The organism is Staphylococcus sp. GDY8P67P (assembly GCF_017892545.1).
Taxonomy (GTDB): Bacteria; Bacillota; Bacilli; order Staphylococcales; family Staphylococcaceae; genus Staphylococcus; species Staphylococcus ureilyticus.
In genome coordinates, this window is record NZ_JAESLH010000012.1 from 144,236 (window position 1) to 168,384 (window position 24,149).

Sequence of the window (24,149 nt, forward strand, 5' to 3'; positions counted from 1 at the left end):
AATGTAGGTAAGAGTTGAAAAGTTTTATTTGCAAACAAGCGTTAATCTCTATATAACTGTTATGCAAATTTTTATAATTACTATTTTAACAATGTACTTTTATTAAGAAAGGAGGGGAACTTAAATGGAAAAATACCAAGAAGATATTAAACAAAAATTAACGGTAGTCCCCACTGAACCAGGTTGCTATTTAATGAAAGATCGAAATGATCAAGTCATTTATGTCGGCAAGGCTAAAAAATTAAGAAATAGATTAAGGTCTTATTTTACAGGTGCACATGATGCTAAAACGACACGACTTGTTTCAGAAATTAGAAACTTTGAATATATTGTAACTTCGAGTGAAACAGAATCTTTACTACTCGAACTTAATTTGATTAAACAATATCAACCGAGATATAACATTTTGTTGAAAGACGATAAAAGTTATCCTTTTATCAAAATTACAAAAGAAAAGTATCCTCGTTTAATCGTGACACGCACAGTTAAAAAAGGCACAGGAAAATATTTTGGACCTTATCCTAATGCTTATTCAGCTCAAGAAACAAAAAAGTTATTAGATAGAATTTATCCATTTAGAAAATGTGATAAAATGCCCGACAAATTGTGTTTATATTACCATATTGGTCAGTGTTTAGGACCTTGTGTTTACCCGGTAGATTTAAATAAATATGCGGAAATGACTAAAGAAATCACTGATTTTTTAAATGGTGAAGATAAAACAATACTGAATAACTTAGAACAGAAAATGAACGAAGCGAGTGAATCGTTAGACTTTGAAAGAGCAAAAGAGTATCGAGATTTAATCCAACATATTCACAATTTAACTAAGAAACAAAAAATCACTACTTCAGATAATACTATAAGAGACGTATTTGGCTACAGTGTGTCAAAAGGTTGGATGTGTATTCAAGTGTTTTTCATAAGACAAGGGAATATGATTAAACGAGATGCTACTATGATTCCGCTGCAGCAAACAGAAGAAGAAGAATTTTATACTTTTATAGGTCAGTTTTATGATTTAAATCAACATATTCTCCCTAAAGAAGTGCATATTCCTAAAAATTTAAACAAAGATATTATCCAATCGGTTGTAGATACAAAAATAGTTCAGCCGATTAAGGGCAAGAAAAAAGAAATGATTGATTTAGCAAATCATAATGCTGAAGTTACTTTAGAGAATAAATTTGAACTCATTGCTAAAGATGAATCACGTACCGTGAAGGCGATTGAAGAATTAGGTGACCGCATGGGAATTCAGACACCTATTCGTATAGAAGCTTTTGATAATTCAAACATCCAAGGTGTACACCCAGTTTCAGCCATGGTGTCGTTTATTGATGGTAAACCAAATAAAAAAGGATACCGCAAATATAAAATCAAAACGGTAGATGGCCCAGATGATTATAAATCTATGAGAGAAGTTGTGCGTAGACGTTATACTCGTGTTTTAAATGAAGGTACTCCATTACCAGATTTAATCATCGTTGATGGTGGTAAAGGTCATATGAGCGGGGTTATCGATGTGCTTGAAAACGAATTAGGTTTGGATATACCAGTCGCTGGGTTGCGTAAAAATGATAAACACCAAACTTCAGAGATTTTATACGGTGAAAGTGCAGAGATTGTACCTTTGAAAAAAAATAGCCAAGCATTTTATTTACTTCAAAGAATACAAGACGAAGTTCATAGATTTGCAATTACATTTCATAGACAAACTCGCCAAAAAACTGGCTTGCAATCAGTATTAGATACCGTCGATGGTATTGGTTCTAAACGAAAAACTAAATTATTACGAACTTTTGGTTCCATAAAGAAAATGAAAGAGGCAAGCATTGAGGATTTAAAATCTTCTGGTTTACCTCAAAAAGTTGCTGAGAATCTTCATCACGCACTATATAACAAATAGATAAAAAAGAATATGGCATGAGAATCATTCTCATGCCCAAAATTTTATGAATTAGTGTTACAATAGCAAATAACAGGAATTCTTTTTTTAAAAGTATATGGAAGCGTTTACTAATTGAGAAAAGTTATCACTTAAATCTATATAATAAAACAATTGTCAAATTCAACTAGGGGTATTACTTCATTGTTTTATACATACATGTTGAAGTTTATATTGCTATAAATATAAAGCGATTGCATAACATGTTGTTGTTTAGTTTTAGTTGATAAGTATCATCACATTTATACTTTAAAAAAAGATACCAAAAAATTAATTGTTTCACAGGGGGGACTTCCTTTTGGCATATTCGAAAAATCAATTCTATTTAAGACGCTTACATTCTTTGTTAGGCGTAATACCGATAGGTGGATTCTTATTAGTGCATCTACTTGTTAACCATCAAGCTACAAAAGGCGTTGAAGCGTTTAACAAGGCTGCTGGATTTATGGAATCTTTACCATTCTTGATTGCATTGGAGTTTATCGTGATTTATATTCCAATTCTTTATCATGCGGTATATGGTGTACATATTGCCTTTACGGCAAAAGAAAACGTAGGACATTATTCTCAATTTAGAAATTGGATGTTCTTATTACAACGTTTGACTGGTATTATAACGTTTATTTTCATCGGAATACATTTGTGGCAAACACGTATTCAGCGTGCATTAGGTGAAGAAGTTAACTTCGATATGGTACATGATATTGTATCTAATCCAATTTGGTTAATTTTCTATATCATCTGTTTACTTGCTGTAACATTCCACTTTGCAAATGGCTTATGGTCATTTTTAGTTACATGGGGTGTTTTACAATCTAAAAGATCACAACAAATCTTTACATGGGTATCACTTGTTGTATTTATCGTAGTTTCATATATCGGAATAAGTGCTATCCTTGCTTTCGTATAATTTAAAAATGTTTCAGATATATTTAGGGGAGTGACTATTTATGGCAGAGAAGAAAATTATTGTTGTCGGTGGAGGACTTGCCGGTCTGATGTCAACAATTAAAGCAGCAGAACAAGGCGCACATGTTGACTTGTTCTCATTAGTGCCTGTTAAACGTTCACACTCTGTATGTGCACAAGGTGGCATAAACGGAGCAGTGAATACAAAAGGTGAGGGTGACTCACCTGCTGTTCACTTTGATGATACAGTTTACGGTGGAGATTTCTTAGCGAATCAACCACCAGTAAAAGCAATGGCAGAGGAAGCGCCAAACATTATACATTTACTTGACCGTATGGGTGTAATGTTCAATAGAACAAATGAAGGTTTGCTAGATTTCCGTCGCTTCGGTGGTACCATGTATCATAGAACGGCATATGCTGGAGCAACAACAGGTCAACAATTAATGTATGCCTTAGATGAACAAGTACGTAGCTATGAAGTGGATGGTTTAGTTACAAAATATGAAGGATGGGAATTCTTGGGCATTGTCAAAGATGATGACAATATGGCTAGGGGTATTGTGGCTCAAGACATGACATCTTCTGAAATAAAATCATTCGGTTCAGATGCAGTTATTATGGCTACTGGTGGTCCGGGTATCATATTTGGTAAAACAACTAACTCAATGATTAATACTGGTTCTGCTGCGTCAATCGTCTATCAACAAGGTGCGATTTATGCAAATGGTGAGTTTATTCAAATTCATCCAACAGCAATTCCTGGCGATGACAAACTACGATTGATGAGTGAATCAGCTCGTGGTGAAGGTGGCCGAATTTGGACATATAAAGATGGTAAACCATGGTACTTCTTAGAAGAAAAATATCCAGATTATGGTAACTTAGTACCTCGTGATATAGCTACACGTGAAATTTTTGATGTATGTGTGAATCAAAAATTAGGTATTAATGGTGAAAACATGGTCTACCTTGACCTTTCACATAAAGATCCGCATGAGTTGGATGTAAAATTGGGCGGAATCATTGAAATTTATGAAAAATTCACTGGTGACGATCCAAGAAAAGTACCGATGAAAATCTTCCCAGCGGTGCACTATTCAATGGGTGGACTTTATGTAGATTATGATCAAATGACAAATATCAAAGGTTTATTTGCAGCTGGTGAATGTGATTTCTCACAACATGGTGGTAACCGTTTAGGTGCTAATTCATTGTTATCTGCCATATACGGTGGAACAGTTGCAGGACCAAATGCGATTGAATATGTCGCTAATATTGAAAAATCATATACTGATTTAGATGATAGTATTTATGAAAAACGTGTTAAAGAAGAACAAGATAAATTCGATAATTTATTGAAAATGAACGGTACAGAAAATGCGTATAAACTTCATAGAGAACTTGGTGAAGTCATGACAGCAAACGTTACTGTTGTACGTGATAATAAAGCATTATTGGAAACAGACAAGAAAATCGTAGAATTGATGGAACGTTACCAAAATATTGATATTGAAGATACTCAAACTTGGAGTAACCAAGCGGTATTCTTTACGCGTCAGTTATGGAATATGTTAGTATTAGCACGTGTAATTACAATCGGTGCATATAACCGAAATGAGTCTCGTGGGGCACATTATAAACCTGAATTCCCTGAAAGAAACGACGAAGAATGGTTAAAAACGACTTTAGCATCATATCAAGGAAAAACAGAAGCGCCTAAATTTACATACGAACCAGTAGATGTAAGTTTAATCCCACCTCGTAAACGTGACTATTCAAGTAGTTCTAAAGGAGGTAAATAAAATGGCAGATACTAAAGAAGTAAATGAAACTCAAGCGCAAGATGAACAACAAAGCCAACAACAAAATCAAAATACAATTAAGCTCATCATTAAACGACAAGATGATGCAGAGTCTAATCCTTATGAAGAAGAATTTGAAATTCCTTACAAAGAGAATTTAAATGTTATTGCTTGTTTAATGGAAATTAGACGTAATCCAGTCAATAGTAAAGGTGAGAAAACAACACCTGTTATTTGGGATATGAACTGTTTAGAAGAGGTTTGTGGTGCTTGTTCTATGGTTATCAATGGTAAAGCAAGACAATCTTGTACAGCAATTGTTGATCAATTAGAACAACCAATAAAGTTAGAACCAATGAGTACATTCCCAGTTATTCGTGACTTACAAGTTGATCGTAGTAGAATGTTTGATAATTTGAAACGTATGAAAGCATGGGTACCGATTGACGGTACGTATGACCTTGGACCAGGTCCTCGTATGCCAGAGAAAAAACGTCAAACTGCATATGAATTATCTAAATGTATGACGTGTGGTGTATGTTTAGAAGTTTGTCCAAACGTTACAAGAAACAACGATTTTGTTGGTGCGCAAGCTATTTCACAAGTTAGATTGTTTAACTTACACCCAACAGGTTCAATGACTAAAGATGAACGTTTAAATGCATTGATGGGTGCAGGTGGGTTACAAGAGTGTGGTAACTCACAAAACTGTGTTAACGCATGTCCGAAAGGCATTCCTTTAACGACATCAATTGCTGCATTAAACCGTGAAACTTCTTTCCATATGTTCAAATCATTCTTTGGTTCAGACCACCAAGTAAACTAATATATAATGAAAATGCCAACAAAGTTTAAACTTTGTTGGCATTTTTTTATGAAATATTTTATAGATACAAATTTAATACAGTGATTAAGCTTTAAAAAAGTATATATACTATAATAAAAATTTTAAGTTATTAGTGTATTAAAATATTAATATATAGATTATCTGATTATATAAAAATTTTCCATTAGTAATATTGTGAATTTTGTTAAATAGCGAAGAACTGGTATGACTCTATGATTCAATGATGCTAACCTATTGATAAGTATAATATTTGAATTGTCTGCTATTTTGTATTTTAGGTCTTGGAAAATGATTTTGAAAACGCAGCTATGCTACAATAAAAGACAAGTAAATATATAAGGATGAACAAGATATGGAGAAACCAATTGGAGTTATTGACTCTGGCGTTGGAGGTTTAACAGTTGCTAAAGAAATCATGCGCCAATTACCAAATGAAACCATTTATTATTTAGGAGATATAAAACGCTGTCCATATGGACCAAGAGAAGCTTCTGAGGTAAGACAATTTACTACAGAATTAGCTGAAAAACTCATGACGTTTGATATCAAGATGTTAGTGATTGCATGTAATACTGCAACGGCAGTGGCATTAAAACATTTACAAAACTTATTGGCAATACCTGTTATTGGCGTTATTGAACCAGGTGCTAGAACAGCGATTATGACAACAAAAAATCAAAATGTTTTAATATTAGGTACAGAAGGTACGATTAAATCAGAGGCATATCGACATCACATTAAACAAATAAATCCAAATGTAGAAGTATCTGGTGTGGCATGCCCAGGCTTTGTGCCTCTCGTAGAACAAATGAGATACAAGGATCCAACGATTACGAGTATCGTTATACATCAAACGTTAAAACAGTGGAGAAATAGCAAAGCAGATACAGTTATTTTAGGATGTACACATTATCCTTTACTTTATCAGCCGATTAATGATTATTTTCACGGAGAAAAAGTAGTTATTTCATCTGGACTAGAAACAGCCAGAGAAGTGAGTGCATTATTAACATTCAGTAATGAACACGCAGGTTATAAGAAACAGCCCGCACATAAATTTTTTGCGACAGGAGAAACAGAACATATCGAACGTATTATTGAAGAATGGTTAAATATGAAAGCAACAGTTGAAAAAATAGAAGTTTAAAGTGAGGCGTAAAAATGGAAGATATTGTTATTGCATCAAATAATAAAGGGAAAATAAATGATTTTAGAGTTATTTTCCCTGATTATAATGTTATAGGCATTTCAGAACTCATCGAAGATTTTGACGTTGAGGAAACAGGTGACACGTTTGAAGAAAATGCAAGACTAAAATCTGAAGCAGCTGCAGAAGCATTAAATAAGCGTGTTATTGCTGATGATAGTGGATTGGAAGTTTTTGCTTTAAATGGAGAGCCAGGTATATATTCAGCGCGTTATGCTGGAGAAACAAAAGATGATAATGCAAATATTGAAAAACTTCTAACTCAGTTAGGTGATGAAACAGACCGTAGTGCACAATTTGTTTGTGTTATTAGCATGAGCGCACCGGGTGAAGATACAGTACAATTTAAAGGAACTGTACAAGGAGAAATCACACTAAATAAAATTGGTGAACATGGCTTTGGATATGATCCTATCTTTTTTGTAGAAGACAAAAATAAAACAATGGCTCAGCTAACTGCAGAAGAAAAAGGACAAATTAGTCATAGAGGTAAAGCAATAGAACAGCTACAAGAATATCTAGAAGGTGATCAATAATGTCGAAATGGATTATAGTTAGTGACAATCATACTGAACAAGGTGTGCTATTTGATATTATAAATCAGCATGAGGATATAGATGCTGCCATTCACTTAGGTGACTCTGAATTCGCTTATGATGATAGTGAACTCAGTTACTTTTATAGAGTAAAAGGGAATACTGATTTTTATCCTGAGTTTCCAAATGAGCAAACAATCGATATAAATGGTATTAAGGCATTTTTAACTCACGGTCATTTATATCAAGTGAATCGTACAAGAATGCCTTTAGCGGAACAAGCAAAAGCAGCAGACTGTAAATTTGCTTTTTATGGTCACACACATGTTGCTAAACATGAAACAATAAATGGTGTGCATGTCATAAATCCAGGTAGTATTTCACAGTCGAGAAGTAATATTGAAGAAACATATGCAGAATTGCTTATTGATGATACGAGATTAGAAGCAACTTTAAATTTCCGTAATCGAAATCATGAAATCATCAGTAGTGAAAATTTTGTACTCTAAATAAGTGGGGTGAATCTACGTCTAGAAATGATTGAATCGTAGGTTCATCTTCGTATTACTGTAAAGCGTTGAATGTAAGAAACATTTTACATTTCAGTGTTGTAAAAATAGTGCTCACGTTAATGGATTGTACTATTTAAAGAATTTAAATAAATTAGCAATATTATGATAAAAAGTTTACAATAGTGAAAAATCATATTTATTTTTAAGGGATAGAGTATTGCTTTATCAGTGTAAATTAGATATAATTATTCTTGTGTTCAAAAGATAATGTCCTGGTAGCTCAGCTGGATAGAGCAATGGCCTTCTAAGCCATCGGTCGGGGGTTCGAATCCCTCCCAGGACGCTAATAACGTAAAATACATAATAAATTATGTGTTTACTGACTAGATCGCTAATATATTAGCGGTCTTTTTTTTGTTTTTTTACATGCGCAGTGAACAACATATACTGTTAATTTATGGCTTAATAAAGTTAAACTACTAATTGCAAAATAGGGTTACTTATGAAATTTGTTATTGAATCAAGTAAATTATACTCAAAATATATGAAAGTTTTGTCAGAAAGTAATGCTTTAGCTTGTAAATTTAAACGCGGCTTTGATCATATAGTTATGGCATAACAATTATTATTATATATTGTTGTAATCATTTAAATTTATTAGTTGCTTAAATTGTATATAGACGATTAAGACAATAAATATGTTTTAGGCTAATGCTAAGTGGTATTGAATATATAACTATAAGGTAATATAATTTAATGATTATTTGCGTTTGCGCTACTTCAATTTGAAGTGGCGCTTTTTTGATGTTTGTATCAAATCAATAAATGCATGTATAAACTGTCAGATAAAAATATTGAGAAATACCGCAACAAATATAATCATCGTTAAAGCATTTGTTAATTTTATTTATATATAAATTTTATAAATAAATTCTATTTTGTAAATTGTATGACATGGAATTGCGTAAAATACAGTTGGGCATTCAAAACTGTAAACCAATGTATCTTTTGCTACAGTTTTTACTACTATTTAACGAAGTATGAAATAAAACACAAATTTATATGCAAATGTCTTATAGTTATAGATAACAAAAGATACTTAATTAAATAACAAATTAACAGTATCGTTTAAAACATAAAAAGCAGTCATAAGCATTTATCTTATAATAAGGAGTGTTTATAATGGAAGGTTTATTTAATGCAATCAAAGATACAGTACAAGCTGGCATAGCAGGAGACGGTGCTAAATTAGGTACAAGTATCGTAAGTATCGTAGAAAACGGAGTAGGTTTAGCAAGTAAATTATTTGGATTCTAATATAAATATATAAATAATAAAGGAGAAATAAATTATGACTAAATTAGCAGAAGCAATTGCAAACACAGTAGAAGCAGCAAAATCAGGTAACGGTTCAGAATTAGGTACAAGTATTGTAGATATCGTTTCAAGTGGTGCAGGTTTACTAGGAAAACTTTTCGGATTTTAAAAAATAGCAGATTATTTATTCTAAATAATGTAATGAGGAGTGTTTATAATGGAAGGTTTATTTAATGCAATTAAAGATACAGTACAAGCTGGCATAGCAGGAGACGGTGCTAAATTAGGCACTAGTATAGTAGATATCGTAGAAAATGGTGTAGGTTTAGCAAGTAAATTATTCGGATTTTAATTTGAATTTCTATGACGGACTGGCCAAGGTAATAACCTTGGCCTTTTTTGTTTGCTAATATTTGAAATATGGTATGATGAAATAAAATTCGACTATGTTTATACATTAACGATGACATAATTAATTGACTTTATTAAGTGAATTCATTAAGGGGTTAGAAAATACTATGAATAAAAGATGTTTGCTTATCGATTTTGACGATACAATTGTAGATTTTCATGATGCTGAAGCATATGCATTTCATCAACTTACAAAAAAATATAATTTAGAGACAGATCAAAATGATTTAAATCAATTTATAACTGTAAACCAAGCACATTGGGAAGCGTTTCAACAAAATCAATTAACAAAAACTGAAGTGTTAAGTAAAAGGTTTGAAGTGTATTTTGATTTACATCAAATCAATGTGAATGGGCAAGAAGCGGATGTAATCTTTCGGGATGAACTCGCAAATGCCCCAATAAAGTATTTTATGAATACGGTGGAAACATTGAGCATGCTCAAAAACACTCACGATCTATATATTGTTACCAATGGAGTTTTGGAAACACAACAAAGACGTATAGCAAAAACAGAAATGGGAGATTGGTTTAAAGGTGTGTTTGTATCTGAGCAAACTGGATATCAAAAACCTATGCCAGAGTTTTTTGATTTTGTTTTTAATAAAATCGGTCATGACAAAAGAGCTCATGCAATGATTGTTGGTGATTCAATAACATCAGATATTTTAGGTGGAAAAAATGCGTCAATAAAAACATGTTGGTTTAATCCAAGAAATAAAATAAATGATACAGAAATTAATCCAGATTATACTATCGAATCGCTTGATCAATTGTTAGATATAGCAAAATAAAAGAAGCGTGAATTATAATCAGAAAAATTGATTGTAATTCACGCTTCATATTATGTTAATGATAATTTAAGAAATGAAAAAGTTTACTTTATAAAAAACATATACTATATATTAAAAATGCGTGTATCATTATTTAGTGGTATTGGACAGGAAAATCATGGTGTCCAAATAAGTATATCGTGACCGTCTTTATTTTGTTGTTCGATATCTTTAAAGCCATGTTTAATGAAGAAATTTTTTGATTGATTACGAGCAATGACTTTAATAGGTTGACCTTGTTCCTTAGCAAAATCTAGCAGTGCTTCGCCGTAACCACGACCTTGGAAATCACGTAAAACTTCTAATTTCCATAAAATATTATAATCATCAAAATCTGAGAAGTATACTTCTTCAACTTCTCCTTTACGGTATAAAGCCATACGAGCACCTAACCTATCACCGACATATATGCCATAAAATGGTGAGTCCGAACTAGCGTCTATCATTTCACCGCGTAATTCATCTACTAAATATAAATCTTCATTTCCGAAGTTCCTAAAATCTTCAAATAATTCATCTGTTTTGTAATTAATATCTAGTCGTTTAACATTACTCACTTTAGCTTCCCCCTTTGCTTTATTACTAACTATTATACCTTATTTTATTGGATATTTCACAAAAATGAATGCTTAAAACATTTTATGTAAAATCAATATTAATTTGTGCTTTGTTTTAATATATTTAAAGGTACTGATCGTATGTATAAGCATTGGATTACAATGTTGAAAGAGAGTAAGTATATTTTCTAATAAATTTATAAGCCGTAAAATTGTCAATGTTGAATATAAACTTTATACTAAATAGGAATAGAGTAACGTAAGGAGAATTACGAATGGATTGTATGACAACGAAACTTAATGAAAAAGATCAATTTATAGCGAATATTAAAAATAGTGATTCAACTTTAGCTAAGTATTATCATCTTGATGCAATGGATGAACAAAATTATAAAAAAAGACTACTTTCAGAAAATAACGGAAGAGAAGCGTCTCTAGCCAAAATCATTGAAGCATATATGGATGATTTAACATTAGATTATCAACAAAATAAAAATTTAAAAGCGCTTAGTAAAGGTGCGAAAGTTGTAATCGGTGGTCAACAAGCTGGTTTGTTTGGTGGACCTTTATATACGTTTCATAAAATATTTTCGATTATTACATTAAGTGAAAAACTATCGAAAGATTACGATACACATGTTGTCCCTGTTTTTTGGATTGCAGGTGAAGATCATGATTTTGATGAAGTAAATCATACTTATGTTTTTAATGAACATACGGCAACGTTACAAAAAATAAAATATAGTACTATGACGCCTCCAGAATCTAGTGTTTCAAAGTATACGCCAGATAAAGAAGCGTTACATAAAGCATTAAATGAATTTTTCAAAGAATTAAAAGAAACTGAGGCTTCTCCAAAACTACTAAACATGTGTAGAAAGATTATCGATAACTATGATGGTTGGACTGACATGTTTAAAGCGTTATTACACGAAGTTTTCAAACATTACGGATTATTACTGATAGATGCAAATGATAAAGCATTGCGCCGTTTAGAAAAGCCAATGTTCAAGGACATTATTAAAAATCATAATTTAGTTGACGATGCCTTTAGGCAAACACAGGCTCAAACTATCACTGACGGTTTAGATCAAATGATACAGACAGAGACGAATGTACATTTGTTTATGGATGATGGTGGTGTAAGACAACTATTAACTTTTGAAAATGGACGTTTCTATTTAAATAAATCAGAGAAATCGTTTTCGGAACAAGAACTTCTTAATATGGTAGAAACAGACCCAGAAAAATTTTCTAATAATGTCGTTACGAGACCAGTAATGGAAGAATGGCTATTTAATACAGTAGCATTCATAGGCGGCCCTAGTGAAATTAAATATTGGACAGAATTAAGTGAAGTTTTTCGAACATTACAAGTAGATATGCCTATCGTTTTACCACGATTAAGGATTACGTATTTAAATACCAGAATAGAAAAATTAGTAGCACAATATCGATTGAATTGTAATAATATCATTGAAAAAGGAATTGAAGCAGATAAAACAAAGTTTATTAGATCTAAAGCTTCGCAATCTTTTATAGAACAGATTGAAGCTTTAAAAGAACAGCAAAATGATTTGTTTCAATCTCTTCAGGCAGAAGTTAAAGACAATCATGATAATAAGGTATTGTTGAACAAAAATAACGAAATTCACCAAAAGCAATTTGATTATTTAATAAAACGGTATTTATTGAATGTTGAAAGAGAAAATGACATTAGCATGAAACATTTTGAGCTCATAAGTCAAACACTCCATCCAATGGGTGGATTACAAGAAAGAATTTGGAATCCACTTCAAATTATGAATGATTTTGGGATAGATGTGTTTAGTCCCTCCACTTATCCACCACTTTCATACACATTTGATCATATATTGATAAAACCTTAGAGTATCAAGGGAAGCACCCGGTTCATTTAAAAGATGAATCGGGTGTTTTTTTCTATGTTTCAAGAAATTTTGGTGAAATTTGTATAATTAGTGGAGGATAGTGGTGAGATGTGGTAAATTATATATATAAGAAGGTGAGGTGATTATAAATGTTCATGGGTGAATACGAGCATCAATTGGATACTAAGGGACGTATGATTGTTCCGTCCAAATTTCGTTATGACCTAAATGAGCGTTTTATAATTACCCGTGGCCTTGATAAATGCTTATTTGGTTACACTTTAGAAGAATGGCAAGTAATTGAAGAGAAAATGAAAACCTTACCAATGACAAAAAAAGATGCGCGTAAATTCATGCGTATGTTCTTTTCAGGTGCTGTTGAAGTGGAATTAGATAAGCAAGGGCGTATAAATATTCCTCAAAATTTGAGGAAATATGCCAATTTGAGTAAGGAATGTACGGTAATAGGTGTCTCAAACCGTATTGAAATTTGGGATAGAGAAACTTGGAATGATTTTTATGATGAATCAGAAGATAGTTTTGAAGATATTGCCGAAGACTTAATTGACTTTGATTTTTAAATGGAGGCGTTAAATTGTTTCATCATGTCAGCGTTATGCTAAAAGAAACTATAGATTATTTAGATATTAAAGAAGATGGCATATATGTCGACTGTACATTAGGTGGAGCAGGCCATGCCCTCTATTTATTAAATCAAATTGGAGACGAAGGTAGACTTATTGCAATTGATCAAGATACAACAGCCCTTGAAAATGCAAAAGAAGTATTGAAAGACCATATACATAAAGTTACCTTCGTCCATAGCAACTTTAGAAAATTAACTGAAATTTTAGATGATTTAAATATTGAAAAAGTAGATGGCATTTATTATGACTTGGGTGTGTCTAGCCCCCAATTAGACGTACCTGAAAGAGGTTTTAGTTATCATAATGATGCGAAATTAGATATGCGTATGGATCAAACCCAATCATTATCAGCGTATGAAGTAGTTAATGATTGGTCATTTGAAAAATTAGTGAGAATTTTTCATCGTTATGGCGAAGAAAAATTTTCGAAACAAATTGCTAGACGAATAGAACAAAATAGAGCACAAAAGCCAATTGAAACAACTTTAGAACTGGTGGATGTTATTAAAGAAGGAATACCTGCTAAGGCAAGACGAAAAGGCGGGCATCCTGCTAAAAGGATTTTCCAAGCAATTAGAATTGCAGTTAATGATGAATTGTCTGCATTTGAAAATTCATTAGAACAAGCAATCGAGCTTGTGAAAGTGAACGGAAGAATATCTGTGATTACGTTCCACTCGTTAGAAGATCGCCTTTGTAAACAAATGTTCCAAGAATATGAAAAAGGCCCCGAAGTGCCAAGAGGCTTACCTGTTATTCCAGAAGCTTATACACCAAAATTGAAAAGAGTTAATCGAAAACCAATTATTGCTACAGATGAAGATTTAGAAAAAAATAATCGAGCGCGTAGTGCCAAGTTACGTATAGCTGAAATACTAAAATAAGGAGTGATTTTTGAGTGGCAGTAGAGAAGATATACCAACCGTATAGTGGAGCAGAACAACAAATACCACAAACGCAACCGTCGCCTCATCCCCAGAGTCAACCCCAGACAGTTAAGCGTAAAGTAATTGTCAAGCTAACTAAGTTTGAAAAGATGTTATACATAGGACTTATAACAGTGATTGCTTTAATAAGTATTTATATGCTATCTTTAAAAATGGATGCGTATGAAACTCGAGAAAAAATTGCAGATTTAGATACAAAAATTGAAAAACAATCTAGTGAAAACAGCGCAATAAAATCTGAAATTAAAAAGAACTCCTCATATGAACGCATTTACGATAAGGCCAAAAAAGATGGAATGAGCCTTAAGAACGATAATGTAAAGGTAGTGCGTAATAATGGCGAAGCGAAGAATTAAATTAAAGAAACCGAAGTTTTCAATTAAAAAAAGTAAAATAGGGGCAGTCCTACTCATTCTTGGATTTGGACTGCTCTTTTTTACGTTGGTTTTAAGATACTCATATATTATGTTGACAGGACACTCTTCTGGTGAAGATTTAATTATGAAAGCGAACGAAAAATACTTAGTAAATAGTCAGCAGCAACCAGAACGAGGTAAGATTTATGACAGAAATGGCAAAGTGTTAGCGGAAGATGTGGAACGGTATAAAGTTGTGGCAGTTGTTGATAAAAAAGCAAGCGAAGGCAGCGATAAACCTAAGCATGTAAAAGACAAAAAAGAAACTGCAAAAAAACTTGCGACAGTGATTGATATGTCAGCAAAAGAAATTGAGAAAAAACTAGATAATAAAAAAGCCTTTCAAGTTGAATTTGGTCAAAAAGGCACAGATTTAACGTATCAAGAGAAAGAAAAAATTGAAAAAATGAAACTTCCTGGTGTGACGTTATATCCAGAAACTGAAAGATTTTATCCTAATGGAAACTTTGCATCTCACTTGATAGGTATAGCTCAAAAAGATCCAGATAGTGGAGAATTAAAAGGTGCTTTAGGTGTTGAAAAAATATTTGATAGCTATCTTTCAGGACAAAAAGGTGCTTTATCGTATATTCATGATATTTGGGGGTATATTGCACCAAACACCAAAAAAGAAAAAGTGCCTAAACGTGGAGATGACGTACATTTAACACTTGATTCAAATATACAGGTTTTCGTTGAAGAAGCGCTAGATGGCATGGTTGAACATTATAAGCCAAAAGATTTGTTTGCCGTAGTGATGGATGCGAAAACAGGAGAAATCTTGGCATTTAGTCAAAGACCAACTTTTAATCCAGAAACTGGTAAAGATTTTGGAAAAAAATGGGCAAATGATTTATATCAAAACACATATGAACCAGGGTCAACTTTTAAATCTTATGGTCTAGCGGCAGCAATTCAAGAAGGTAAATTTAAACCTGATAAAAAATATACTGCTGAACCTAGAGAAGTAATGGGCTCTAAAATATCTGACTGGAATAAAGTAGGTTGGGGAAAAATCTCAATGTCTACTGGTTTCACGTATTCTTCAAACACTTTAATGATGCACTTACAAGATTTAGTTGGCTCAGATAAGATGAAAGAATGGTATGAAAAATTTGGTTTTGGTAAATCTACTAAGAGTATGTTTGATGGTGAATCTACAGGTGGTATAGCTTGGGATAATGAAGCACAGCAAAAAACATCCTCATTTGGTCAATCTACAACTGTAACACCAGTCCAAATGTTAAGAGCGCAATCCGCTTTTAATAATGAAGGTAAAATGCTGCAACCATGGTTTGTAGATAGCGTGAGCAATCCTGTTACTGATGATACTTTTTATAAGGGTAAAAAAGAGTTTGCAGGAAAACCAATTACTAAAGACACTGCTAAGAAAGTGCGTACTGAATTAGACAAAGTTGTAAACAGTGAAGATAGTCATGCTAAAAACTATCAAATTGATGGTTATGACGTAGCAGGTAAAACAGGTACAGCACAAGTTGCTGACTCTGATAATGGTGGTTATGTTCAAGGGGAAAATCCATACTTTGTAAGTTTTATTGGTGATGCACCTAAAGATGATCCAGAAGTAATAGTGTATGCTGGTATGAGTTTAGCCCAAAAAAATGACCAAGAAGCTTATGAAATGGGTGTAAGTAAAGCGTTTAAACCTATTATGGAAAACACATTGAAATACTTAAACGTAGGAGATAAAAATTCTAAAGATAAATCTGATGTGAAGTATAGTAAAGTGCCAGATGTTCAAGGTCAGGAAACGCAAAAAGCACAAGATAAGGTGAATGGTAAGTCTCTCGAACCAATTGTCATAGGAAGTGGAGATAAAGTTGTTAAACAATCAGTATCACCAGATAAAGAAGTGCTACCGAATAGTAAGGTATTATTACTGACAGATGGGGATATAACTATGCCAGACATGACAGGTTGGACAAAAGAAGAAGTGATTGCTTTTGAAACCTTGACGCAAACAAAAGTAACTACAAAAGGTAGTGGCTTCGTTTCTAATCAATCTGTTAGTAAAGGACAAAAAGTTGATAAAAAAGATAAAGTAGAAGTGACGTTATCTGCAGAAGCGGTTAATGGTGAGGCTTCGACGACATCATCCAAAGAAAAAGAATCGTCCAAAGATGATTCTAATAAAAAAGATGATAATAACTCAGATTCAAACAGTGACAAACAAAGTGAATAAAAATTTATTGTATTTCTGACGTCACTGGTAAAACATGTTAAAATGTATCATTTGAAAATTGATGCGAGGTAGTAATTTAAATGTTGAATACAAAATATAATTTTGAAATTTGAAACATACTTACTGCCTCGTTACATATGATTTATAAGTTGCACTTAGCATTAACGACATCAATCCAATTTAATATTAAAGGAGCATAATATGGTTTATTTACTAGCGATCATTGCACTACTAATAACATTTATATTAGTCCCTGTATTGATACCAACACTAAAGCGAATGAAATTTGGACAAAGTATAAGAGAAGAAGGCCCTCAAAGCCATATGAAAAAAACAGGTACACCGACGATGGGAGGATTAACTTTCCTACTTAGTATCATTGTCACATCAATATTAGCTATTATTTTTATGGATAATGCAAATCCGATTATATTGTTGTTGTTTGTGACGATTGGTTTTGGATTAATTGGTTTTATTGATGACTATATCATTGTTGTTAAAAAGAACAATCAAGGATTAACGAGTAAACAAAAATTCCTTGCTCAAATCGCTATTGCAGTTGTTTTCTTCATATTAAGCCAAGTGTTTAATCTAACAGACTTTTCAACGGGAATTCATATTCCATTTACAGGTTTAGAAGTACCATTATCAATTGCATATGTAATTTTCATTGTATTTTGGCAGGTTGGTTTTTCTAATGCGGTCAATTTAACAGATGGATTAGATGGACTTTCTACTGGGCTTTCTATTATTGGATTTATTATGTATGCGCTTATGGCATATATCCAAGGCGCAAATTCTATTGGCTTGTTTTGTATTATCATGATTTTCGCATTACTTGGATTCTTACCTTTTAATTTAAATCCCGCTAAGGTATTTATGGGAGATACAGGTAGTTTAGCTCTAGGCGGTATTTTTGCTACAATTTCAATTATGCTAAATCAAGAATTGTCACTTATTTTTATCGGTTTTGTATTTGTAGCTGAAACATTATCAGTTATGATTCAAGTCACATCATATAAGCTTACAGGAAAAAGAGTTTTCAAAATGTCACCACTACATCACCACTTTGAGCTAGTAGGTTGGAATGAGAGAAAAGTTGTTACTGTATTTTGGACAGTTGGTATTATTTCAGGTCTTATTGGCTTATGGATTGGAGTGAATTAAATTGCTGAAATATACAGGTTTAGAAAATAAAAATGTATTAGTAATAGGATTAGCAAAAAGTGGGTATGAAGCTGCGAAATTGTTACAAAAACTTGGTGCAAATGTCGTTGTTAACGATGGCAAAGATTTAAGCCAAGATGCACATGCAATCGATTTAGAAAATATGGGTGTCAAAGTTGTTGGTGGAGCGCATCCATTTTCCTTACTTGATAATGAACCACTCATTTTTAAAAATCCAGGTATTCCATACACGGTTCCGTTAATTCAAGAAGCGGAATGTCGAGGATTACACATACTTACTGAAGTAGAACTAAGTTATTTAGTTTCCAAAGCGCCCATTATTGGCGTGACTGGAACAAATGGAAAAACAACGGTCACTTCTTTAATAGGTGATATGTTTAAAAAAAGTAGAATTACTGGTAAATTATCTGGCAATATAGGTTATGTAGCTTCAAAAGTGGCACAAGAAGTAGAAGAAGAGGATTACCTTATAACTGAACTCTCTTCATTTCAATTACTAGGTATCGATCAATATAAGCCGCATATATCGATTATTACAAATATTTATTCTGCACATTTGGATTATCATGAGAATTTAGAGAATTATCAAAATGCAAAAAAACAAATATATAAAAATCAAACTGAAGAGGATTATTTAATATGTAATTATCATCAACGTCACCTGATTGAATCAGAATCCTTAAAAGCAAAAGTGTATTACTTTTCTACACAACAAGAGGTTGATGGTATATACGTAAAAGATGGTTATATTACATTTAAAGGTTTCCGACTTATTCATAAAGATGACTTAGTATTACCTGGTGAACACAATTTAGAAAATATACTCGCAGCTGTGTTAGCGGCACTGTTAGCAGGGGTTTCAGTAAGAGCCATAATAGATAGTTTGACAACTTTTTCTGGTATAGAGCATAGACTTCAATATGTAGGTTCAAACAAAACCAATAAATATTATAATGATTCTAAGGCTACCAATACTTTAGCGACACAGTTTGCTCTAAATTCATTTGAACAACCCATTATTTGGTTGTGTGGTGGTTTAGACAGAGGCAATGGATTTGATGAATTGATTCCATATATGAATAATGTCAGAGTGATGGTGACCTTTGGTGAGACGCAAGAAAAATTTGTGAAATTAGGCGAGAATCAAGGTAAATATGTAATAAAGGCCACAGATGTAGAAGATGCAGTCGATAAAGTACAATCAGTTATTGAGCCTAATGACGTTGTATTATTATCACCAGCTTGTGCAAGTTGGGATCAATACAATACATTTGAAGAGCGCGGAAATAAGTTTATTAAGAGCTTCCAAGCGCACTTACCTTCACTTTAAAGGTTGTGAAATAAATGTCAGATAAAGTTAGTGAATTTGATTCTGAATATTTAAAAGAGAAACGTGCAAAACGACGTAAAAAACAAAAACAAATCCAATACGCAATCTTCGGTATTTTGCTATTTATTATTTTACTGATTCTTATTTATATGTTCACGCCATTGAGTAAAATCAACTCGGTGACAATTGAAGGTAATGACAATGTATCTAAAGCTTCTATAAAAAAAGCGATAGATATAAAAGATGACTCTAGAATGTATACCTATAGTACTTCATCAGCTGTTAATAATTTAAAAAAGAATAAATTAATAAAGCATGCAGAAGTAACTAAAGTATTGCCGAATAAGGTGAAGGTTAAACTGACAGAAAGCCAAATCGTTGGTTTAGTTAAAAAGAAAGATCATTATGTACCGATTCTTGAAGATGGAACAGAATTAGAAAATTATGAAGAAAGTAATGTAACAGATGACGGTCCCGTCCTTGAAGGATTCAAAAAAGAGAAAAAAGAAAAAATAATACAAGAATTAGCAAAAATGCCTACAAAAGTGCGTAGCATGATCGCCGAAGTGCAATATGACCCGCAAGAAAATTTACAAAACCAAATCAAGTTATATACGACAGATGAGATTCAAATTGTGGGTAATTTGAATACTATTGCAAATAAAATGAAGTATTATCCTCAAATGTCACAGTCGTTAGAACGTGATGAATCAGGAAGCTTAAAAAAATCAGGCTACATTGATTTGTCTGTTGGTGCTTCTTTTATTCCTTATAGTGGTGGAAGTACTACTAAATCAACAAGTGATCAAAATGTTGACAAAGGAAACACAGAAGAAGATAAGGCGAAAGACGAGTTACAAAGTGCCTTAAATAAGATAAATAAAGAATCAGACAAAAATAATTAAAAAATTTAGACAAATACATGTGTTTATAGTTCACAAGCGTCAAAACGTATTGTAAACTGTTAATAGTGTGAACATGAATAAGTTATTGTCAGGAGGTGCCTATCTATGGAAGAGCATTATTATGTAAGTATAGATATCGGTTCGTCAAGTGTTAAAGCGATAGTGGGCGAAAAATTTCACAATGGAATAAATGTGATAGGTACAGGACAGACCTACACAAGTGGTATAAAAAATGGTCTTATTGATGATTTCGACATCGCAAAACAAGCGGTTAAAGATACAATCAAAAAAGCCTCTATTGCATCAGGCGTCGATGTTAAGGAAGTATTTTTAAAACTTCCAATTATCGGAACTGAGGTATTTGATGAGTCAAATGAAATTGAATTTTATGAAGATACTGAACTAGATGGTACACACATTGAGCGTGTACTTGAAGGTATTCGTGAAAAAAATGATGTACCCGAAACAGAAATAATAAACGCTTTCCCAATTAAATTTGTTGTGGATGGCGATAATGAAGTGTCAGATCCTAAAGAACTCATTGCAAGACATAGTTTGAAAGTTGAAGCTGGTGTTATTGCGATTCAAAAATCAATTTTAATAAACATGATTAAATGTGTAGAATCTTGTGGTGTAGATGTATTAGATGTATACTCTGATGCATATAACTATGGCTCAGTACTTTCGGCAACTGAGAAAGAACTTGGCGCATGCATTATTGACATTGGTGAGGATATAACACAATTGGCATTTTACGAAAGAGGAGAGCTTGTAGATGCTGATGCTATAGAAATGGCTGGTAGAGATATAACGGAAGATATTGCAAAAGGTTTAAATACTTCTTATGAAACGGCTGAAAAAATCAAACATCAATATGGTCACGCTTTCTTTGATTCAGCGTCAGATCATGATGTGTTTACTATTGATCAAATAAATAGCGAAGAAGAAGCACAATTTACTCAAAAAGATTTGGCAGATGTGATAGAAGCACGTGTGGAAGATATATTCTTTAATGTGTTTGATGTATTACAAGAGTTAGGTCTTACAAAAGTAAATGGTGGTTTCGTTGTAACAGGTGGTTCGGCCAATTTACTAGGCGTTAAAGAATTGCTGCAAGACATGGTAAGTGAAAAAGTAAGAATTCATACGCCATCCCAAATGGGTATAAGAAAACCAGAGTTTTCTTCAGCGATTTCAACGATTTCTAGTAGCATTACTTTCGACGAATTACTAGATTATGTTACAATAAATAATCATGACAGTGAAGAATTTGAAGAAGAAGTCATAGAATCAAATGATCGAGAAAATAGTACGAAGTCAAGCGGATTTGATTGGTTCAAAAAGAAATCAAACAAACAAGAAGAGCCACATACATCAACTTCTGATATAGAAGAACCAGAAGCGTCTGAGGCATACGAACATGAAGACAACATAGAACAAGAAGAAGAAAGTAAACCTCAAGACAAAGAAGAAAGTAAGTTCAAGAAACTTATGAAATCTCTATTCGATTGATTGGCCACTAAAACTAGGAGGAAATTTAAATGTTAGAATTTGAACAAGGATTTAATCATTTAGCGACGTTAAAAGTCATCGGTGTAGGGGGCGGCGGAAATAACGCTGTTAACCGAATGATTGATCATGGTATGAATAATGTTGAATTTATTTCAATCAATACGGATGGACAAGCTTTAAACTTATCTAAAGCTGAGTCTAAAATCCAAATTGGTGAAAAATTAACACGTGGTTTAGGCGCTGGTGCAAACCCTGAAATTGGTAAAAAAGCTGCCGAAGAATCTCGTGAGCAAATTGAAGATGCAATCCAAGGTGCTGATATGGTATTCGTAACAGCAGGAATGGGCGGCGGTACTGGTACAGGTGCTGCTCCAGTTGTAGCAAAAATTGCAAAAGAAATGGGAGCGTTAACAGTTGGTGTTGTTACACGTCCATTCGGGTTTGAAGGCCGTAAGCGTCAAACACAAGCAGCTGCTGGTGTAGAATCAATGAAAGCTGCTGTTGATACATTAATCGTCATCCCTAACGACCGTTTATTAGATATTGTTGATAAGTCAACACCAATGATGGAAGCATTTAAAGAAGCAGACAATGTATTACGTCAAGGTGTTCAAGGTATTTCAGACTTAATCGCTGTTTCAGGTGAAGTTAACCTTGACTTTGCAGACGTTAAAACAATTATGTCTAACCAAGGTTCTGCATTAATGGGTATCGGTGTATCTTCTGGTGAAAACCGTGCTGTAGAAGCTGCTAAAAAAGCTATTTCTTCTCCATTATTAGAAACTTCTATTGTAGGTGCGCAAGGTGTGCTAATGAACATTACTGGTGGAGAGTCATTATCATTATTTGAAGCACAAGAAGCAGCAGACATTGTTCAAGATGCAGCTGATGAAGATGTTAATATGATTTTCGGTACTGTGATTAACCCAGAATTACAAGATGAAATCGTAGTAACAGTCATTGCTACTGGATTTGAAGATAAACCTTCATCTCAAGGTCGCAAAGCTTCAAATACTGGATTTGGCAACAGTGCATCATCTGGAAGTACAACTGCAAAAGAAGATTCATTCTCTTCTAGTGCATCACAAACGACAGACAGTGCAAATGAAGGTAGAACACATACTACAAATGAAGATGATATTCCTAGCTTTATCAGAAATCGTGAAGAAAGACGTTCTAGAAGAACTAGACGTTAATCTCGAATGGACTTCTTCTTCTGTTAGTTTTTCATAATAATTAATAATAATTTAGGCAATATAAAATATATAAATGTCATCAGGTCCAAAGATCTGATGACTTTTTTGAATTTAGAAGTTGGCATATCATTTGTTGTGAACTACATTATTATGTAGAAAAATATAGTTTTCAATTATTTAGAATCTCCCGAATGTCTTTAGATAGTTTATAAATGTTGAATAGCTGGAGGTTTATAGCATGCAAGAGAAATTTATCAAAGATCGTCATATTTTAAAATATGACGATAATCAATTAAAGAATGTGAAATTGGGTATAACAACAAGAGAAGAAGGATACAGCCATTACCCGAAAGATGCATTTAATATGGCTAGATACATTAATGATGATCAAGATAATGTAACGAGACACCAAGCGTTACTTGCTTCTGTAATTCAGTTTCCGAGAAATCAATGGGTTTTCCCGATTCAAACACATGAAAATAAGGTAGTTGAAATTACAAACAAAGATAAAGGTACTAATATTGATAGTCTTTCTAATGCATTACATGGTATAGATGGTATGTATACATTTGAAAATGACATTTTATTAACTATGTGTTATGCAGATTGTGTACCAATTTATTTTTATAGCGAAAAACATCACTTTGTAGGCTTAGCTCATGCAGGTTGGCGTGGCACAGTAGGTCAAATTGTCAATCAAATGTTAAAATGTATACCATTTGATTGGAACGACTTAAGCGTTGTTATTGGACCAGCAACTGCAAATTCATATGAAATTAATGATGATATTAAAAGCAAGTTTGAGCAATTACCTATAGATGCTCATCAATATATCGAAACAAGAGGTGACAATCGTCATGGCATAGACCTAAAAAAGGCGAATGCTATGTTGTTAGAGTATGATGGTGTTCCGAAAAATAATATTTATATAACGAATTATGCGACATCGGAAGATTTAAATTTATTCTTTTCATATAGAGTAGAGAAAGGCGATACAGGTCGAATGTTAGCTTATATTGGTCAATAACTAAGAG

At 32.9% G+C, this 24,149-nt stretch carries 23 protein-coding genes and 1 tRNA gene; 23 read left to right on the plus strand and 1 reads right to left on the minus strand.

Features of this window, described 5'->3' with window-relative positions:
• Positions 1–124: 124 nt before the first annotated feature.
• The 12 genes from uvrC to KA833_RS05340 all read left to right on the plus strand — a co-directional run bounded on the left by uvrC (position 125) and on the right by KA833_RS05340 (position 10,286).
• On the plus strand, positions 125–1,909 hold the full coding sequence (uvrC, locus tag KA833_RS05285) for an excinuclease ABC subunit UvrC (RefSeq protein WP_046207835.1): 1,785 nt from the start codon (positions 125–127) through the stop codon (positions 1,907–1,909).
• 337 nt (positions 1,910–2,246) lie between these two features.
• Positions 2,247–2,858: a succinate dehydrogenase, cytochrome b556 subunit gene (gene sdhC, locus KA833_RS05290; protein WP_046207834.1), complete on the plus strand. Its 612-nt coding sequence runs from the start codon at positions 2,247–2,249 to the stop codon at positions 2,856–2,858.
• A 40-nt stretch (positions 2,859–2,898) separates the two neighbouring features.
• Positions 2,899–4,662 (plus strand): succinate dehydrogenase flavoprotein subunit, encoded by a 1,764-nt coding sequence (gene sdhA / locus KA833_RS05295; protein WP_046207833.1) that lies wholly within the window; start codon positions 2,899–2,901, stop codon positions 4,660–4,662.
• Position 4,663: 1 nt separating this feature from the next.
• Positions 4,664–5,488, plus strand: a complete 825-nt coding sequence (gene sdhB / locus KA833_RS05300; protein ID WP_046207832.1) for a succinate dehydrogenase iron-sulfur subunit — start codon at positions 4,664–4,666, stop codon at positions 5,486–5,488.
• A 373-nt stretch (positions 5,489–5,861) separates the two neighbouring features.
• A complete protein-coding gene (gene racE, locus KA833_RS05305) occupies positions 5,862–6,656 on the plus strand; it encodes a glutamate racemase (RefSeq protein WP_046207831.1) in 795 nt (264 codons plus the stop codon).
• Between the two features lie 14 nt (positions 6,657–6,670).
• Entirely contained in the window at positions 6,671–7,252 is a 582-nt protein-coding gene (locus KA833_RS05310; protein ID WP_046207830.1) for an XTP/dITP diphosphatase, read from the plus strand.
• The gene (locus KA833_RS05315; RefSeq protein ID WP_064209079.1) at positions 7,252–7,761 is read left to right on the plus strand and encodes a YfcE family phosphodiesterase; all 510 of its coding nucleotides are present in this window, start codon (positions 7,252–7,254) and stop codon (positions 7,759–7,761) included. The genes KA833_RS05310 and KA833_RS05315 overlap by 1 nt, the downstream gene beginning before the upstream one ends.
• A gap of 272 nt (positions 7,762–8,033) precedes the next feature.
• Positions 8,034–8,107, plus strand: a tRNA-Arg gene (locus KA833_RS05320).
• Positions 8,108–8,946: 839 nt separating this feature from the next.
• On the plus strand, positions 8,947–9,081 hold the full coding sequence (locus tag KA833_RS05325) for a beta-class phenol-soluble modulin (RefSeq protein ID WP_019469301.1): 135 nt from the start codon (positions 8,947–8,949) through the stop codon (positions 9,079–9,081).
• A 34-nt stretch (positions 9,082–9,115) separates the two neighbouring features.
• Positions 9,116–9,250 carry a beta-class phenol-soluble modulin gene (locus tag KA833_RS05330; protein ID WP_046208718.1) on the plus strand — a complete coding sequence of 45 codons (135 nt, stop codon included), beginning with the start codon at positions 9,116–9,118 and terminating at the stop codon, positions 9,248–9,250.
• A 48-nt stretch (positions 9,251–9,298) separates the two neighbouring features.
• Positions 9,299–9,433 carry a beta-class phenol-soluble modulin gene (locus KA833_RS05335; protein ID WP_019469303.1) on the plus strand — a complete coding sequence of 45 codons (135 nt, stop codon included), beginning with the start codon at positions 9,299–9,301 and terminating at the stop codon, positions 9,431–9,433.
• A 166-nt stretch (positions 9,434–9,599) separates the two neighbouring features.
• Positions 9,600–10,286 carry a YjjG family noncanonical pyrimidine nucleotidase gene (locus KA833_RS05340; RefSeq protein WP_046208717.1) on the plus strand — a complete coding sequence of 229 codons (687 nt, stop codon included), beginning with the start codon at positions 9,600–9,602 and terminating at the stop codon, positions 10,284–10,286.
• A 155-nt stretch (positions 10,287–10,441) separates the two neighbouring features.
• On the opposite strand, the gene KA833_RS05345 is transcribed toward KA833_RS05340, so the two are convergent.
• Positions 10,442–10,882 (minus strand): N-acetyltransferase, encoded by a 441-nt coding sequence (locus tag KA833_RS05345; RefSeq protein ID WP_046208716.1) that lies wholly within the window; start codon positions 10,880–10,882, stop codon positions 10,442–10,444.
• 275 nt (positions 10,883–11,157) lie between these two features.
• Here KA833_RS05345 and bshC point away from each other — a divergent pair, with 275 nt between their 5' ends.
• From bshC to pgeF, 11 genes are all read left to right on the plus strand, one after another.
• Positions 11,158–12,771 (plus strand): bacillithiol biosynthesis cysteine-adding enzyme BshC, encoded by a 1,614-nt coding sequence (gene bshC, locus KA833_RS05350; protein WP_046208715.1) that lies wholly within the window; start codon positions 11,158–11,160, stop codon positions 12,769–12,771.
• A gap of 149 nt (positions 12,772–12,920) precedes the next feature.
• Complete coding sequence (gene mraZ / locus KA833_RS05355) at positions 12,921–13,352, plus strand: division/cell wall cluster transcriptional repressor MraZ (RefSeq protein ID WP_046208714.1); 432 nt, start codon at positions 12,921–12,923, stop codon at positions 13,350–13,352.
• Between the two features lie 14 nt (positions 13,353–13,366).
• On the plus strand, positions 13,367–14,302 hold the full coding sequence (gene rsmH, locus KA833_RS05360; protein WP_046208713.1) for a 16S rRNA (cytosine(1402)-N(4))-methyltransferase RsmH: 936 nt from the start codon (positions 13,367–13,369) through the stop codon (positions 14,300–14,302).
• 14 nt (positions 14,303–14,316) lie between these two features.
• Entirely contained in the window at positions 14,317–14,721 is a 405-nt protein-coding gene (gene ftsL, locus KA833_RS05365; RefSeq protein ID WP_046208712.1) for a cell division protein FtsL, read from the plus strand.
• On the plus strand, positions 14,702–16,984 hold the full coding sequence (locus tag KA833_RS05370; RefSeq protein WP_046208711.1) for a penicillin-binding protein: 2,283 nt from the start codon (positions 14,702–14,704) through the stop codon (positions 16,982–16,984). Before ftsL ends, KA833_RS05370 begins: the two co-directional genes overlap by 20 nt.
• Before the next feature lie 201 nt (positions 16,985–17,185).
• Complete coding sequence (mraY, locus tag KA833_RS05375) at positions 17,186–18,151, plus strand: phospho-N-acetylmuramoyl-pentapeptide-transferase (RefSeq protein WP_046208710.1); 966 nt, start codon at positions 17,186–17,188, stop codon at positions 18,149–18,151.
• Position 18,152: 1 nt separating this feature from the next.
• Entirely contained in the window at positions 18,153–19,502 is a 1,350-nt protein-coding gene (gene murD / locus KA833_RS05380) for a UDP-N-acetylmuramoyl-L-alanine--D-glutamate ligase (RefSeq protein WP_046208709.1), read from the plus strand.
• Between the two features lie 14 nt (positions 19,503–19,516).
• The gene (locus KA833_RS05385) at positions 19,517–20,407 is read left to right on the plus strand and encodes a cell division protein FtsQ/DivIB (protein ID WP_052722066.1); all 891 of its coding nucleotides are present in this window, start codon (positions 19,517–19,519) and stop codon (positions 20,405–20,407) included.
• A gap of 105 nt (positions 20,408–20,512) precedes the next feature.
• A complete protein-coding gene (gene ftsA, locus KA833_RS05390; protein ID WP_070658378.1) occupies positions 20,513–21,919 on the plus strand; it encodes a cell division protein FtsA in 1,407 nt (468 codons plus the stop codon).
• 29 nt (positions 21,920–21,948) lie between these two features.
• The gene (gene ftsZ, locus KA833_RS05395; protein ID WP_046208707.1) at positions 21,949–23,115 is read left to right on the plus strand and encodes a cell division protein FtsZ; all 1,167 of its coding nucleotides are present in this window, start codon (positions 21,949–21,951) and stop codon (positions 23,113–23,115) included.
• Positions 23,116–23,353: 238 nt separating this feature from the next.
• Positions 23,354–24,142, plus strand: a complete 789-nt coding sequence (gene pgeF / locus KA833_RS05400; RefSeq protein ID WP_070658380.1) for a peptidoglycan editing factor PgeF — start codon at positions 23,354–23,356, stop codon at positions 24,140–24,142.
• The last annotated feature ends 7 nt before the right edge of the window (positions 24,143–24,149 follow it).

What these genes read in the sequence shown, in the direction of transcription:
- uvrC (WP_046207835.1), top strand. Translation starts at nt 125, where the DNA reads ATGGAAAAATACCAAGAAGATATTAAACAAAAATTAACGGTAGTCCCC.
- sdhA (WP_046207833.1), top strand. Translation starts at nt 2,899, where the DNA reads ATGGCAGAGAAGAAAATTATTGTTGTCGGTGGAGGACTTGCCGGTCTG.
- sdhB (WP_046207832.1), top strand. Translation starts at nt 4,664, where the DNA reads ATGGCAGATACTAAAGAAGTAAATGAAACTCAAGCGCAAGATGAACAA.
- racE (WP_046207831.1), top strand. Translation starts at nt 5,862, where the DNA reads ATGGAGAAACCAATTGGAGTTATTGACTCTGGCGTTGGAGGTTTAACA.
- KA833_RS05310 (WP_046207830.1), top strand. Translation starts at nt 6,671, where the DNA reads ATGGAAGATATTGTTATTGCATCAAATAATAAAGGGAAAATAAATGAT.
- KA833_RS05315 (WP_064209079.1), top strand. Translation starts at nt 7,252, where the DNA reads ATGTCGAAATGGATTATAGTTAGTGACAATCATACTGAACAAGGTGTG.
- KA833_RS05325 (WP_019469301.1), top strand. Translation starts at nt 8,947, where the DNA reads ATGGAAGGTTTATTTAATGCAATCAAAGATACAGTACAAGCTGGCATA.
- KA833_RS05330 (WP_046208718.1), top strand. Translation starts at nt 9,116, where the DNA reads ATGACTAAATTAGCAGAAGCAATTGCAAACACAGTAGAAGCAGCAAAA.
- KA833_RS05335 (WP_019469303.1), top strand. Translation starts at nt 9,299, where the DNA reads ATGGAAGGTTTATTTAATGCAATTAAAGATACAGTACAAGCTGGCATA.
- KA833_RS05340 (WP_046208717.1), top strand. Translation starts at nt 9,600, where the DNA reads ATGAATAAAAGATGTTTGCTTATCGATTTTGACGATACAATTGTAGAT.
- bshC (WP_046208715.1), top strand. Translation starts at nt 11,158, where the DNA reads ATGGATTGTATGACAACGAAACTTAATGAAAAAGATCAATTTATAGCG.
- mraZ (WP_046208714.1), top strand. Translation starts at nt 12,921, where the DNA reads ATGTTCATGGGTGAATACGAGCATCAATTGGATACTAAGGGACGTATG.
- KA833_RS05370 (WP_046208711.1), top strand. Translation starts at nt 14,702, where the DNA reads ATGGCGAAGCGAAGAATTAAATTAAAGAAACCGAAGTTTTCAATTAAA.
- mraY (WP_046208710.1), top strand. Translation starts at nt 17,186, where the DNA reads ATGGTTTATTTACTAGCGATCATTGCACTACTAATAACATTTATATTA.
- KA833_RS05385 (WP_052722066.1), top strand. Translation starts at nt 19,517, where the DNA reads ATGTCAGATAAAGTTAGTGAATTTGATTCTGAATATTTAAAAGAGAAA.
- ftsA (WP_070658378.1), top strand. Translation starts at nt 20,513, where the DNA reads ATGGAAGAGCATTATTATGTAAGTATAGATATCGGTTCGTCAAGTGTT.
- ftsZ (WP_046208707.1), top strand. Translation starts at nt 21,949, where the DNA reads ATGTTAGAATTTGAACAAGGATTTAATCATTTAGCGACGTTAAAAGTC.
- pgeF (WP_070658380.1), top strand. Translation starts at nt 23,354, where the DNA reads ATGCAAGAGAAATTTATCAAAGATCGTCATATTTTAAAATATGACGAT.